The sequence below is a fragment of the Rhodopseudomonas sp. BR0G17 genome (assembly GCF_010907025.1).
Taxonomy (GTDB): domain Bacteria; phylum Pseudomonadota; class Alphaproteobacteria; order Rhizobiales; family Xanthobacteraceae; genus Rhodopseudomonas; species Rhodopseudomonas palustris_H.
Genome location: NZ_QUML01000056.1, coordinates 1 through 14568, shown reverse-complemented (window position 1 = coordinate 14568; position 14568 = coordinate 1). Strand labels below are relative to the sequence as shown.

Here is a 14568-nt window from a genome sequence, read left to right as displayed (position 1 = left end):
ACCCCTCCCCGCAAGGGGGAGGGGAGCAGGCTTCGCTTCGGGGAGAGGTCATACCTCCACACCAACGGACGTCGCATGACCGACCTCCTCACCCTTTCCGGCGTGCATACCAATATCGGGCGCTATCACATCCTGCAGGGCGTCGACTTCGTGGTGCCGGAGGGGCAGACCACGATGCTGCTCGGCCGCAACGGGGCCGGCAAGACCACGACGCTGCGGACCATCATGGGGCTGTGGCCGGCGTCGCGCGGCGAGATCTCCCTTGGCGGCCGGCGCATCGAAGCGATGGCGACGCCGGATATCGCGCGGCTCGGCGTCGGCTACGTGCCGGAGACGATGGCGGTGTTTTCCGATCCCACCGTGAAGGAAAACCTGATCCTGGCGGCGCGCGACGGCGAGATGGACGCTGGGCGCCTCGATTGGATCTTCGGCTTCTTCCCGGCCTTACGAAAATTCTGGCTGTCGCGCGCCGGCTCGCTCTCCGGCGGGCAGAAGCAGATGCTGTCGATTGCCCGCGCCATCATCGAGCCGCGCGAGCTGCTGCTGATCGACGAGCCGACCAAGGGGCTGGCGCCGGCGATCATCGGCGCGCTGATCGATTGCTTCGCCGAACTCAAGCGCACCGGCGCCACCATTCTGCTGGTCGAGCAGAATTTCCACGTCGCCCAACAGATCGGCGACAGCGTGGTGGTGATGGACAATGGCGGCATCGTGCATCGCGGCGCCATGGCCGAGCTTGCCGCCGACGTGCCGCTGCAGGAGCGCCTGCTCGGCCTCAGCCTGGAGGCGCATCAGTGACTTTACGCGATCCCCTCTCCGTCATTGCGAGCGAAGCGAAGCAATCCAGAGCCCGTGCACGGAGCTGGATTGCTTCGTCGGCTTCGCCTCCTCGCAATGACGATCGGAGCTGACATGACCGACGTTCCCGTCCCCGCGCCCTCCACCTCCGATCCGCTGCCGCAAGCCAAGCGAGATCTGCTGCCGGTGCTACTGCCGGCGATCCTGGCGCTGTTGATGCTGCCGCTGGTCGGTTCGTTCTCGTCCTGGGTGACGCTGACGGTCGCCAGCCTGGCAATGGGCATGATGATCTTCATCATGGCATCGGGCCTGACGCTGGTGTTCGGGCTGATGGACGTGCTGAATTTCGGCCACGGCGCTTTCATCGCGGTCGGCGCCTATGTGGCGACGCTGGTGCTGCTGCCGCTGGCGGCGATGTCGGGCGCGGATTCGCTGCTCACCAATCTCGCCGTGCTGGTGCCCGCAGTGCTGGCCGCGATGGCGGTGTCCGGCGCGCTCGGCGTGGTGGTCGAGCGGGTGCTGATCCTGCCGGTGTATGGCCAGCATCTGAAGCAGATCCTGATGACCACCGGCGGACTGATCGTCGCTGAGCAGGCGCTGTATGCGCTGTGGGGGCCGCAGATCATCCCGCTGCCGCTGCCGACGTCGCTGCGGGGCTCGTTCATCATCGGCGACATCGCCATCGCCAAATATCGGCTGCTGGTGATGCTGGTCGGCCTCGTGGTGTTCGTCGGCATCCAGCTGACGCTGAACCGCACCAAGATCGGCCTGTTGATCCGCGCCGGCGTCGAGAACCGCGAGATGGTCGAAGCGCTCGGCTATCACGTCAAGCGGCTGTTCCTCGGCGTGTTCATGGTCGGCTCGGCGCTAGCCGGGCTCGGCGGCGTGATGTGGGCGCTGTATCGCGAGCAGGTCCACGCCTCGATGGGCAACGAGCTCACCGTGCTGATCTTCATCGTCGTGATCATCGGCGGGCTCGGTTCAGTCGGCGGCTGCTTCATCGGCGCGCTGCTGGTGGCGATGGTCGCCAATTACGGCGGCTTCCTGGTGCCGAAGCTGGCGCTGGTCTCCAACATCCTCTTGATGGTCGCGATCCTGATGTGGCGACCACGCGGGCTCTATGCGGTGACAAGTCGATGATGATCCTGTCCGGCGATCCGCCGCGCAGCCGGGTGCTGTCGCTGCTGCTGATCACGATCGTGGTGATGCTGGCGATCACCCCGTTCGTATTTCCCGGCGCCAAGCCGCTCAACGTCGCCGCCAAGATCTGCATCTTCGCGGCGCTGGTGGCGTCGTATGATCTCCTGCTCGGCTACACCGGCACGGTGTCGTTCGCCCACACCATGTTCTACGGGATCGGCTCCTACGCGGTGGCGATCGCGCTGTACGGCATGGGGCCGAGCTGGGCGGCGGTCGGCGCCGGCATCATCATCGGCCTGCCGCTCGCGGCCTTGCTGGCACTCGTCATCGGGCTGTTCTCGCTGCGGGTCGAGGCGATCTTCTTTGCGATGATCACGCTAGCGGTCGCTTCCGCCTTCCTGGTGCTGGCGTCGCAGCTGTCGTGGCTGACCGGCGGCGAGGATGGCCGCAGCTTCAGTCTGCCGGAGCTGCTGCGGCCCGGCACGGTGTTCGTCAAAGACTTCTTCGGGGTGCGGATCAACGGCCGGATCCTGACCTACTACATCATTCTGGTCGGCTGCGCCGGCATGATCCTGGCGCTGCTGCGGGTGGTGAACTCACCGTTCGGCCGGGTGCTGCAGGCGGTCCGCGAGAACCGCTTCCGCGCCGAGGCGCTGGGCTATCGCACCGTGTTTCATCTCACTTACGCCAACGTGCTGGCCGCGCTGGTCGCCGCCGCCGCTGGCGTGCTCAATGCGATGTGGCTGCGCTATGCCGGACCGGATACGTCGCTGTCGTTCTCGATCATGCTGGACATCCTGCTGATGGTGGTGATCGGCGGCATGGGGACGATCTACGGCGCGATCATCGGCGCCACCATCTTCATCCTGGCGCAGAACTATCTGCAGGCGCTGATGGGCGCCGCCTCGACCGCAGCCGCCGATGCCGGGCTACCGCTGCTGCCGAACCTGCTGCATCCCGACCGCTGGCTGCTGTGGCTCGGGCTATTGTTCGTCGCCAGCGTGTACTTCTTTCCGACCGGAATCGTCGGCCGATTGCGCGGGACGCCGAAGGCCGCCGAGTAGCTCGACGAAAGTCTTAGGAGCGACCCATTCGGCCGGATCGCTTCGAACGATTCCAGCCTTCGGCTTTTTAGTGCCGCCTCTCATATCCCAGAGGTTGATAGCAGCGCCGCCACTCAGCGCATGGGTGCAGGATTTCGGTATTAAACTGCCTGTTCGCGTCCCGCGATACCTCTCGGGCGAGTACCCGCGCCGGTAAAATAAGAAGCAGTTTCTGCGCTCGATCAACATCGTTTGCAGCGCACAAAGTATCCTGTTGCCGCTGAACAGGCGCCCTCCCATAGTCCGCGCCTTTGTCGACCTAGGACATTCTCCCTACTCCAGCACCATCTTCACGCTGCGGCAGGGGAGCGTCCGACCAAACAGGAAGTTGGAATGATGCTGCTCTTGGTCCTTACCGCGATCGCTTTCGTCGCCACCGCCGTGGTGGCGCGCGTGCTGGCCGCCTCCGCGCCGGAAGGCAAATTGTACTGCCAGGCGGCCGGTGCCGCTTCGATGGTGGTCGGGCCGTTTATCACGCTGGTCGCCGCCTTCGTGCTCGGCAAGGCCGGCATCGGCGGCGAAGTGCTCGACGCCACCGCGATGCTGCGGGTCGCTGCGCTGCCGGCGTTCGGCACGCTGTTCGTCGGCCCGATCGTGTTCTGGTTCTTCCGCCGCCAGCGCCGCACGGTCGTAGCCGCCTAAACGACGCGCACCGAACGCGCGATCGCGAAGACAGGTTCGGCGGCGCCTCTCCGCCGCCGAACTGCGGGCCGGCAGGAATCATCCCGCCCCGCGTGATTTCCAGGAATTCTCTTCCCTTAAGAACGGCATTTTCGAAACCGCACTGCAAAGTTTCATGCGGACGCATCTATTTTCGGCTGGGCCATTGTGTTTCGGGGGCCGCCCCCCAAGTTCCTGACATCCGTAACTGTCCAGGACGGCCCCATGTCGACTTCCAAGCTCTTCGAACCTTACAAGCTCGGCCCGATCACCCTCGCCAATCGCGTCGTGATGGCGCCGCTGACCCGCAACCGCGCCGTGCCCGAGGGGCTCGTCCCGAGCCCACTGGCGGCGGAGTATTACGGCCAGCGCGCCAGCGCCGGCCTGCTGATTACCGAGGCCAGCCAGGTGTCGCAGCAGGGCCAGGGCTATCAGGACACGCCCGGCATCTACTCGCAGGCCCAGGTCGAAGGCTGGCGCAAGGTCACCGGCGAGGTGCACAAGCGCGGCGGCAAGATCTTCATCCAGCTCTGGCATGTCGGCCGCATCTCGCATGTCGACCTGCAGCCGAACCACGGCGCCCCGGTCGCGCCGTCGGCGATCCGGGCCAACACCAAGACCTTCGTCGGCGGCCAGTTCGCGGACGTCTCCGAGCCGCGGGCGCTCGAGCTGTCTGAAATCCCCGGCATCATCGAAGACTTCCGGAAAGCGGCCGCCAATGCGATCGCGGCCGGCTTCGACGGCGTCGAGATCCACGGCGCCAACGGCTATCTGCTCGACCAGTTCGCCCGCGACAGCAGCAACAAGCGCACCGACGAATATGGCGGCTCGATCCAGAACCGGGCGCGGCTGATGCTGGAAGTCGCCGCGGCGGTGGCCAAGGAGATCGGACCGGAGCGCACCGGCATCCGGATTTCGCCGGTGACGCCGGCCAACGACGTCTCGGACTCCAACCCGCAGGCGCTGTTCGACTACATCGTCGACGAGCTCAACAAGCTGAAGCTGGTCTACATCCACGTCATCGAAGGTGCCACCGGCGGCCCGCGCGACATCGCGCCGTTCGACTACGCAAGCTTGCGCAAGCGCTTCGGCGGCACCTACATCGGCAACAATGCCTACGACCTCGCGCTCGCCAACAAGCAGCTCGACGCAGGCGCCGCCGACCTGATCGCGTTCGGCAAGCCGTTCATCTCCAACCCGGACCTGGTCGAGCGCCTGAAGCGGAATGCTCCGCTGAACGAGCCCGACAAGTCGACCTTCTACGGCGGCGGCGCCAAGGGCTACACCGACTACCCGACGCTGGAGTCGGCGCAGGCGGCGCAGTAAGCCGCACGCACCGTCATTCCGGGGCGCGAGCGCAGCTCGCGAACCCGGAATCCAGCAGTTGCTACGACGAGATTCCGGGTTCGCTCGCTCCGCGAGCGCCCCGGAATGACTCGGGGAGAAGGCTTACTACCCACCTCTCCACTCGTCATTCCGGGATGCGCCGCGCCAGCGGCGCAAGCCTGGAATGACGTGGAAAGACAATGCAAAAGCAAAAAGGCCGGGATCGCTCCCGGCCTTTCGATTTTGCAGAGACCTCATCCTGAGGAGCCCGGCGCAGCCGGGCGTCTCGAAGGATGATGCGGCGCGCGTCGCCTCATGGTTCGAGACGGCGCTGCGCGCCTCCTCACCATGAGGCTTCGCGAGTGCTTACTTCGCCTCCGCGCGCTTCGGCGGGGTCGCCGGCCAGGACTTGATCAGGGTGTCGTAGTCGATGGTTTCACCCTTCGGCTTCTCGTTCGCCAGCTTGCGCTGCGGCGCGATGTTGCCGTCCTTTTCGGACTTGGCGTACCAGTACTCCGCGGTCTCCTTCTTGTTCAGCTTCGGACCGCATTCGCCCTGCACCTTCGACTTCTCGAGACGTTCGAGCACCGAGTCCTGCGCCGCGGCAAGCGAGTCCATCGCCTGCTGCGGGGTCTTCGCACCGGACGACGCGTCGCCGATGTTCTGCCACCACAGCTGCGCCAGCTTCGGATAGTCCGGGATGTTGTTGCCGGTCGGCGACCACTGCACGCGGGCCGGCGAGCGATAGAACTCGATCAGGCCGCCGAGCTTCGGCGCACGTTCGGTGAACGACTTGTCCCAGATGTCGCTCTCACGGATGAAGGTGAGACCGACATGGCTCTTCTTCAAGCTGACAGTCTTGGAGGTGATGAACTGCAGATACAGCCAGGCGGCCTTGCGGCGGTCCGCCGGGGTCGACTTCAGAAGCGTGGCCGAGCCCACGTCCTGATAGCCGAGCTTCATGCCTTCCTTCCAGTACGCGCCGTGCGGCGACGGTGCCATGCGCCACTTCGGCGTGCCGTCGGCATTCATCACCGGCAGACCGGGCTTCACCATGTCGGCGGTGAAGGCGGTGTACCAGAAGATCTGCTGGGCGACGTTGCCCTGCGCCGGCACCGGGCCCGACTCCGAGAAAGTCATGCCCTGCGCCTGCGGCGGCGCGTACTTCTTCATCCAGTCGAGATATTTGACGATCGAATACACCGCCGCCGGACCGTTGGTGTCGCCGCCGCGCTCGATCGACGAGCCGACCGGACGGCAGCCTTCCATGCGGATGCCCCATTCGTCGACCGGCAGACCGTTCGGCAGGCCCTTGTCGCCGTTGCCGGCCATCGACAGCCAGGCGTCGGTGAAGCGCCAGCCGAGCGACGGGTCCTTCTTGCCGTAGTCCATGTGGCCATAGACTTTGACGCCGTTGATTTCCTTGATGTCGTTGGTGAAGAACTCGGCGATGTCCTCATAGGCCGACCAGTTCACCGGGACGCCGAGATCGTAGCCGTATTTGGCCTTGAACTTGGCCTTGTAGTCCGGATTGGTGAACCAGTCGTACCGGAACCAGTACAGGTTGGCGAACTGCTGGTCGGGCAGCTGATACATCTTCTTGTCGGGCGCCGTGGTGAACGACGTGCCGATGAAGTCCGCGACATCGAGCATCGGATCGGTGACGTCCTTGCCCTCGCCGGTCATGTAGTCCGACAGCGCGACGGTCTGGTTGTAGCGGAAGTGCGTGCCGATCAGGTCGCTATCGTTGATCCAGCCGTCATAGACGTTCTTGCCGGACTGCATCTGGGTCTGCAGCTTCTCGACGACGTCGCCTTCCTGGATCAGGTCATGCTTCAGCTTGATGCCGGTGATCTCGCTGAACGCCTTGGCCAGCGTCTTGGCTTCGTATTCGTGCGTGGTCAGCGTCTCGGAGACGACGTTGATCTCCATGCCCTTGAACGGCTCGGCCGCCTTGGCGAACCACTGCAGTTCCTTCATCTGGTCTTCTTTGGACAGCGTCGAGGGCTGGAACTCCTCGTCGATCCACTTCTTCAGGACCGCGTCGTCCGCAGCACGCGCCGGCGACAGCGTCATCGACGTGGCGATCAGCGCCGCGGCGCTCACCATCGTCATCAGCCGCAAACGGCTGAGGTGGGTCTTTCGTCCAATCATCGTTCGTTTCCTCCGTTGAGCGACATCATTCAGGTCCAGGTTGATCCCGGATCTGTTCCTCGTTCGCCGGGATCAGACGGTGCGGAAGATCGCAACGGCTGAGACCAGCGACAGCAGCGTGGCGAGCCACAGGCTCGACACTTCGACTCCTTCTCCGATCGGCAGCGTCAGTAGCGGATCGGTCCCGACCAGCGCGATCCAGACCAGATGAATCACTGCGGCCAGGATCAGCGACAGAAACAACCGGTCGCCGCGCGTCGTCGGAATCCGCAAGACACCGACGCGCTCGACCTCGGGATCAACCACAGCGAGCCAGGTCATGGTCGCGAGCGTACCGGCCAGCGCGGCGAAGAACGCCGCGGTCGGCCAGGTCCACGCCATCCATGCGAAGGAATCCATGATCAGAGCCCTCCCCGTCGATTGTTGCAGGCGAAGAGCCCGTCCCCGTCATTGCGAGCGAAGCGAAGCAATCCAGAGCCCAGCACACGGAGCTGGATGGCTTCGTCGCTGCGCTCCTCGCAATGACGATGGGGGTGCGGTCGCGTCATCATTCCCTCACACCCGTCCGAGCGCGAAGCCGCGCGCGATGTAGTTGCGGACGAACCAGATCACCAGCGCACCCGGGATGATGGTGAGCACGCCGGCGGCGGCGAGCAGGCCCCAGTCCATGCCGGCGGCCGACACGGTGCGGGTCATCACCGCCGAGATCGGCTTGGCGTTGACCGACGTCAGGGTGCGGGCCAGCAGCAGTTCGACCCAGGAGAACATGAAGCAGAAGAACGCCGCGACGCCGATGCCGCTGGCGATCAGGGGCATCAGGATCTTCACGAAGAACCGCGGGAACGAGTAGCCATCGAGGAACGCAGTTTCGTCGATCTCCTTCGGCACGCCGGAGACGAAGCCTTCGAGGATCCACACCGCCAGCGGCACGTTGAACAGGCAGTGCGCCAGCGCCACCGCCCACGGCGTGTCGAACAGGTTCAGCGCCGAATACAGATTGAAGAACGGCAGCGCATAGACCGCGGCCGGCGCCATGCGGTTCGACAGCAGCCAGAAGAACAGGTGCTTGTCGCCGAGGAAGCGATAGCGCGAGAACGCGTACGCGGCTGGCAGCGCGAACGAAATCGACAGCACGGTGTTGATAACGACGTATTGCAGCGAGTTGATGTAGCCCGAATACCAGCTCGGATCGGTGAAGATCGTCCGGTAGTTCTCCAGCGTCGGCTGGTGCGGCCACAGCGTCATGGTCGAGACGATCTCGCCATTGGTCTTGAAGCTCATGTTGACGAGCCAATAGATCGGCAACATCAGGAACAGCAGATACAGCGCCATGATGATGCGGCGGCCGGGGATCGAATGCATCACGCGCTCCCTTCGGTCGGCTGGCGCTCGGCGCCGGCATTGGTCATCACGGTGTAGAACACCCAGCACACAATGATGATGATCAGGTTGTAGACGATCGACAGCGCCGCGGCCTTGCCGAGGTCGAACTGACCGAGCGCGATCTTGACCAGTTCGATCGAGATGAAAGTGGTCGAATTGCCCGGCCCGCCGCCGGTGACGACGAACGGCTCGGTGTAGATCATGAAGCTGTCCATGAACCGCAGCAGCACGGCGATCAGCAGCACGCGGTGCATCTTCGGCAGCTGGATCGCCTTGAACACCGCCCAGCGCGACGCACCGTCGATCTGGGCCGCCTGATAATACGCATCCGGGATCGACTTCAGGCCAGCGTAGCACAGCAGCGCCACCAGGCTGGTCCAGTGCCAGACATCCATCACCACCACCGTGGCCCAGGCGTCGAAGTCGTTGGAGACGTAGTTGTAGTTGAAGCCGAGATGATTGAGCGTGTAGCCCATCAGGCCGATGTCGGGGCGGCCGAAGATCTGCCAGATGGTGCCGACCACGTTCCACGGGATCAACAGCGGCAGCGCCATGATCACCAGGCAGAACGCCACCGACCAGCCGTGGCGCGGCATCGCCAGCGCCACCACGATGCCGAGCGGCACCTCGATCGCCAGGATGATCGCCGAGAACGCCAGATTGCGCCACAGCGAGGCGAAGAACCGGCCACCGAGATCGGTCGACGGATCGAGCAGCTCCTTGAACCAGCCGACCCCGTTCCAGAAGAACTGGTTGTTGCCGAAGGTATCCTGCACCGAATAGTTCACCACCGTCATCAGCGGCAGGATCGCCGAGAACGCCACGATGGCGAACACCGGCAGCACCAGGAACCAGGCTTTCTGGTTGACGACCTTGTCCATCAGGCGACCTGCTCCAGTGAGCTGCCTTCGACGATTTCGCTGTCGGCATAGACGTGGATGCGCGACGGCTCGAACCGCAGCGCCGCTTCATCTCCGCTCGGCGAGAAGCCATCCGGCACCCGCGCGGCGATCTTGACGTCGCCGACCCGCACCGACGCAAACCGGATGCGGCCGAGATCGTCGATCCGTTCGACACGGCCGGTCATCAGGCCGGGGGCCTTGGCGGTGAGGTGGACGAATTCCGGCCGCACCCCGATCTCGATCTTGCCGGCGGGCAGCTTGTCGTAACTGCGCGCGAGCGGCACGCGATGGCCGGCGACCAGCGCCTCGCGGCCCCTCACCTCGGCCGGCACGATGTTCATGCCGGGCGAACCGATGAAGTAGCCGACGAAGGTGTGGGCGGGGCGCTCGAACAGTTCCTCTGGCGTGCCGCTCTGCACGACGCGGCCGTCGTGCATCACCACCACGGTGTCGGCGAAGGTCAGCGCCTCGGTCTGGTCGTGGGTGACGTAGATCATCGTCAGGTCGAGCGCGCGGTGCAGCGCCTTGAGCTTGCTACGCAGCTCCCATTTCAGATGCGGATCGATCACCGTCAACGGCTCGTCGAACAGGATCGCGGCGACGTCGCTGCGCACCAGGCCGCGGCCGAGCGAGATCTTCTGCTTGGCGTCGGCGGTGAGCCGCGTCGCCTTGCGCTTCAGGTTCGGTGTCAGATCGAGCAGGTCGGCGATCTCGGCGACGCGCCGGTCGATCTCGACCTTCGGCACACCGCGGTTCTTCAGCGGGAATGCCAAATTCTCGCGCACCGTCATAGTGTCGTAGATCACCGGAAACTGGAACACCTGCGCGATGTTGCGCTCGCGGGTGGAGAGCGCGGTGACGTCGCGGCCATCGAACAGGATCTTGCCGCGCGACGGCGTGACGATCCCCGAGATGATATTGAGCAGCGTAGTCTTGCCGCAGCCCGACGGGCCGAGCAGCGCATAGGCGCCGCCCTGCCGCCAGGTCATCGACACCGGCTTCAGCGCATAGGCCTGCGGCGGCAGGTCGTCACCGACCAGATAGGAGTGAGCAAGATCGACGAGATCGATGCGCGCCATCGGGCTGTCCCCTCAGATCGGCTTCGGCGCGGCGACGAGGCGATCGGCCGCGTCGAACACGAACAGATTGGCGGGGTCGAGGATGGCGTCGAGAGTCTGGCCCGGCTCGAACTCGTGGATGCCGTGCAGCACCGCGACCCAATAGTCATCGCCGCGCTTCAGATGCACGAAGCTCTCCGAGCCGGTGATCTCGGTCACCGCGACGGTCGCCTGGAACGCATGCCGCTCCGGATCGGCGCTCTTGACCTCGATCTGATGCGCACGGAAGCCGACGCGGTAGGCGCCGTCGGAGAGCCCCGCGAACACCCCGGTTGCCGGCGCGGTGACGCCGCCGGAGTAGTGCACGGTGCCGGCCTTCTTCTCGGCGCCGACGAGATTGAGCGGCGGATCGGAGAACACCTGCGCCACCCGCATGGTGTCGGGCTTGCGATAGACTTGCGGGGTCGGCCCGACCTGCAGCGCCTGACCTTCCCACATGCAGATGGTGCGGCCGCCGAGCAGCAGCGCTTCGGACGGTTCTGTGGTGGCATAGACGAAGATCGCGCCGGAGGCCTCGAAGATCTTCGGCAGCTCGGTGCGCAGCTCCTCGCGGAGCTTGTAGTCGAGGTTGGCGAGCGGCTCGTCGAGCAGCACCAGATCGGCGCCCTTGACCAGCGCGCGGGCGATCGCGGTGCGCTGCTGCTGGCCGCCGGAGAGCTGCAGCGGCGTGCGCTGCAGATACGGCTCGAGCTTAAGCAGCTTCGCGGCCTCGGCGACGCGGCGCTCGATCTCGGCGCGCGGCTTGCGCTGCACCCGCAGCGGCGAGGCGATGTTCTCGTACACCGTCAGCGACGGATAGTTGATGAACTGCTGATACACCATCGCCACCGAACGGCTGCGCACATCGGCGCCGGTGACGTCCTTGCCGTCGACCAGCACGCGGCCGGTGGTCGGTTTGTCGAGGCCGGCGAGCAGCCGCATGATCGAAGTCTTGCCGGACAGCGTCGGCCCGAGCAGTACGCTCAGCGTACCGCGTTCCAGCGTCAGCGATACGTTGCGGATCGCCGGAACGCCGTCCAGCACCCTGGTGACATTCTCCAGGCTGACGCTCATGCCCGGCCTCCCGCTTGCTGCTGGGGCTTCTCGGCGGCACGGCGGTCGGTGATCCACTGATCGAGCGCGGCGACCGCGGCCGGTGTCAGCCGCAAGCCGAGCTTGGATCGCCGCCAGACGATGTCGTCCGCGCTGCAGGCCCATTCGCGGCTCATCAGATAGCGGACCTCGGCCTCCGTCAATGTGGCGCCGAAGTCGCGGCCAAGATCGGCCGCCGACTTGGCCGAGCCGAGCACGTCGCGCGCCCGGGTGCCGTAGGCATGCACCAGCCGCGAGGCATGAGCCGAAGCGAGGAACGGATAGTCGCGCAACAGATCGCCGATCAGCGCCGGGCCGCCGTCGATCGGGAAATCGCCGCCCGGCAGCGGCTGATGCGCGGTCCAGCCCTGTTTGGCCGTTCCGCTCTTCAGGTACGACGACAGCTTCTCCAGCGCCTCTTCGGCGAGCCGGCGATAGGTGGTGATCTTGCCGCCGTAGATCGACAGCAGCGGCGCGCCGCCCGGGGTGTCGAGCTCGAACACGTAGTCGCGGGTCGCCGCCTTGGCTTCGCTGGCGCCGTCGTCATACAGCGGCCGCACGCCCGAGAACGTCCACACCACGTCGGCCGGCGTTACCGGCTTGGCGAAATAGCCGCTCACCGCCTTGCACAGATAGTCGATCTCTTCCGGCGTCGCTTTCACCTGCGACGGATCGCCGTGATAATCACGGTCGGTGGTGCCGATCAGGGTGAAGTCGCCCTGATACGGAATCGCGAACACGATGCGGCCATCGGCATTCTGGAAGATGTAGGCGCGGTCGTGATTGTAAAGCTTGCGGGTGACGATGTGCGAGCCCTGCACCAGCCGCACCTTGTAGCGGGCATCGACCCCGGCGCCGGAGCCAAGCACGCCCTCGACCCACGGCCCGGCGGCGTTGACCAGCGCTCGCGCCTCAATCGTGCTGCGCGCGCCGCTGCCAACATCTTCCAGCGTCACCTGCCAGATGCCGCCCTGCTGGCTGACCTGCACCGCGCGGGTGCGGGTGCGGATCTCGGCGCCGCGCTCGGCGGCATCGCGCGCGGTCAGCACCACCAGCCGCGCGTCGTCGACGAAGCAATCGGAATACTCGAAGCCTTTGGTGTAGCGCCCGGGGATCAGCGGCTTGCCGACTTCGTCATGCGCCAGATCGACCGAACGGGTCGGCGGCAGCAGCTTCCGGCCGCCGAGATAATCATACAGGAACAGCCCGAGCCGCAGCCGCCAGGCGGGACGCAGGCCGTCGTGATGCGGCAGCACGAAACGCAGCGGCCCGATGATATGTGGCGCGATCTGCCACAGCCGCTCGCGCTCGATCAGCGCCTCGCGCACCAGGCGAAACTCGAAATATTCGAGATAGCGCAGCCCGCCATGGATCAGCTTGGTCGACCACGACGAGGTGCCGCTGGCGAGGTCGTTCATCTCGCACAGGAACACGGAATGTCCACGGCCCGCCGCATCGCGCGCGATGCCGCAGCCGTTGATCCCGCCCCCGATGATCGCGAGGTCGTACACCATCCCCACCGACGCTCCTCACCGCATCGCAGCATTTTGCTGCAATGCACTTTCGCTTCTGTCGATTTACGCTGGAAAACGAATAAAGCACAAACCAAAACGAAAGCAACTGTGATCTGCAAAGGGATCGCGTTTCCCCGCGCGAAATCGCCCAGAGGCTGGGAGACAGGCACAACTGGGGATGTGGGAGGCGGTTTAGGCCGCGGATTCGTCGAGCTCGGGTTTCGCCGGGCAGGCTTCGATTACCTCGATACCATTCGCATCGCAGATCGCCTGCAAGGACGGCGGCAGTGCCCGGTCGGTGACGAAGGTTTGGATCTGGCTGAGATCGGCGATCCGCACCGGCGCGTTGCGCTCCAGCTTGGTCGAATCCGCCACCAGCATCACGCTGCGCGCATTGGCGATGATCGCCTGCGAGGCCTGGACTTCGCGATAGTCGAAGTCGAGCAGCGCCCCCTCTTCGTCGATCGCCGAGGCGCCGATGATCGCGTAATCGACCTTGAACTGGCCGATCAGGCTGGTGGCGGTGGAGCCGATCACCGCGCCATCGGCCCGCCGCACGGTGCCGCCGGCCACGATCACCTCGATCCGCGGATGCCGGTACAGCAGCATCGCGACGTTGAGATTGTTGGTGATGACCAACAGGTCCTGGTGCGCCGACAGCGCGCTGGCGACCTCTTCGGTGGTGGTGCCGATGTTGATAAACAGTGAGCAGCCGTTGGGAATCCGCGCCGCCGCCGCCGCGCCGATCGCCTTCTTTTCCTCGGCGGCAACGAAGCGCCGCGCCTCATAGGCGAGATTGGCGACGCCGGAGGCGATGATCGCGCCGCCGTGGATTCGCGTCAGCGAGCGCTGGTCGCACAGATCGTTGAGATCCTTGCGGATGGTCTGCGCCGACACTTCGAAGCGCCGCACCAGATCCTCGACCATCACCCGGCCCGAGGCGCGGGCGAGGTTGAGGATTTCAGACTGACGATGGGTCAGAGCCGTCACGCACGCACCTTGCAACGTTGATGCGCCATGGTGCGGCTGTTCGCACGTCAGGTCAACGCGCGGCGCGAGACAGCTGCGCTCCGCAACACGCACGGCCTCATGGTGAGGAGGCGCGAAGCGCCGTCTCGAACCATGGCTGCTGGTACTGCTCGGCCCACCCTTCGAGACGCCCGGCTGCGCCGGGCTCCTCAGGGTGAGGACTCAGTGACCGCAGCAAGGCCGCATGACGGGCCAAAACGGAGGCGACGGCCGTTTGGACTCACAAGCCGCTAGGCCGGCCGCACCATCTCGAACATCGCGTCGGGGCGGATCTCGAAATAGTCGCCGCGCCGGCCGGCGCGCACGATCGGCCGCGCTGCGGCGGTCTGATAGACGCCGTCTTCGATCAGGCGCTTGTCGATGTGCACCA

13 protein-coding genes and 1 pseudogene are annotated in these 14568 nt (G+C 65.2%); 5 read left to right on the top strand and 9 right to left on the bottom strand.

The window, feature by feature from the left end:
• Window positions 1–75: 75 nt before the first annotated feature.
• The 5 genes from DY467_RS24445 (at window position 76) to DY467_RS24425 (ending at window position 5027) form a co-directional block, all read left to right on the top strand.
• Window positions 76–798, top strand: a complete 723-nt coding sequence (locus DY467_RS24445; RefSeq protein ID WP_164639587.1) for an ABC transporter ATP-binding protein — start codon at window positions 76–78, stop codon at window positions 796–798.
• A 114-nt stretch (window positions 799–912) separates the two neighbouring features.
• Complete coding sequence (locus tag DY467_RS24440; RefSeq protein ID WP_164639585.1) at window positions 913–1938, top strand: branched-chain amino acid ABC transporter permease; 1026 nt, start codon at window positions 913–915, stop codon at window positions 1936–1938.
• Window positions 1935–3002 (top strand): branched-chain amino acid ABC transporter permease, encoded by a 1068-nt coding sequence (locus DY467_RS24435; RefSeq protein ID WP_164639583.1) that lies wholly within the window; start codon window positions 1935–1937, stop codon window positions 3000–3002. The genes DY467_RS24440 and DY467_RS24435 overlap by 4 nt, the downstream gene beginning before the upstream one ends.
• Before the next feature lie 372 nt (window positions 3003–3374).
• Window positions 3375–3683 carry a reaction-center light-harvesting complex 1 protein PufW gene (pufW, locus tag DY467_RS24430; protein ID WP_164639582.1) on the top strand — a complete coding sequence of 103 codons (309 nt, stop codon included), beginning with the start codon at window positions 3375–3377 and terminating at the stop codon, window positions 3681–3683.
• A 243-nt stretch (window positions 3684–3926) separates the two neighbouring features.
• Window positions 3927–5027 carry an alkene reductase gene (locus DY467_RS24425; protein WP_164639581.1) on the top strand — a complete coding sequence of 367 codons (1101 nt, stop codon included), beginning with the start codon at window positions 3927–3929 and terminating at the stop codon, window positions 5025–5027.
• Window positions 5028–5393: 366 nt separating this feature from the next.
• Here DY467_RS24425 and DY467_RS24420 read toward each other — a convergent pair whose 3' ends face one another.
• The 9 genes and pseudogenes from DY467_RS24420 to DY467_RS24380 all read right to left on the bottom strand — a co-directional run.
• Window positions 5394–7181, bottom strand: a complete 1788-nt coding sequence (locus DY467_RS24420) for an ABC transporter substrate-binding protein (RefSeq protein WP_164639580.1) — start codon at window positions 7179–7181, stop codon at window positions 5394–5396.
• 72 nt (window positions 7182–7253) lie between these two features.
• Window positions 7254–7580, bottom strand: coding sequence for a DUF2160 domain-containing protein (locus tag DY467_RS24415; RefSeq protein WP_107345975.1), 327 nt, complete (start codon window positions 7578–7580; stop codon window positions 7254–7256).
• 156 nt (window positions 7581–7736) lie between these two features.
• Window positions 7737–8543, bottom strand: a complete 807-nt coding sequence (locus tag DY467_RS24410) for a carbohydrate ABC transporter permease (RefSeq protein WP_164639579.1) — start codon at window positions 8541–8543, stop codon at window positions 7737–7739.
• Window positions 8543–9445 (bottom strand): carbohydrate ABC transporter permease, encoded by a 903-nt coding sequence (locus DY467_RS24405; protein ID WP_107345976.1) that lies wholly within the window; start codon window positions 9443–9445, stop codon window positions 8543–8545. The genes DY467_RS24410 and DY467_RS24405 overlap by 1 nt, the downstream gene beginning before the upstream one ends.
• Complete coding sequence (locus DY467_RS24400; RefSeq protein ID WP_164639578.1) at window positions 9445–10545, bottom strand: ABC transporter ATP-binding protein; 1101 nt, start codon at window positions 10543–10545, stop codon at window positions 9445–9447. Before DY467_RS24400 ends, DY467_RS24405 begins: the two co-directional genes overlap by 1 nt.
• Window positions 10546–10557: 12 nt before the next feature.
• A complete protein-coding gene (locus tag DY467_RS24395; RefSeq protein ID WP_107345978.1) occupies window positions 10558–11637 on the bottom strand; it encodes an ABC transporter ATP-binding protein in 1080 nt (359 codons plus the stop codon).
• The gene (gene glpD / locus DY467_RS24390; protein WP_349627688.1) at window positions 11634–13175 is read right to left on the bottom strand and encodes a glycerol-3-phosphate dehydrogenase; all 1542 of its coding nucleotides are present in this window, start codon (window positions 13173–13175) and stop codon (window positions 11634–11636) included. Before glpD ends, DY467_RS24395 begins: the two co-directional genes overlap by 4 nt.
• Before the next feature lie 186 nt (window positions 13176–13361).
• Window positions 13362–14159: a DeoR/GlpR family DNA-binding transcription regulator gene (locus DY467_RS24385; RefSeq protein ID WP_164639576.1), complete on the bottom strand. Its 798-nt coding sequence runs from the start codon at window positions 14157–14159 to the stop codon at window positions 13362–13364.
• Between the two features lie 269 nt (window positions 14160–14428).
• Window positions 14429–14568, bottom strand: a pseudogene (locus DY467_RS24380) (flavin reductase family protein); the annotation flags it as partial.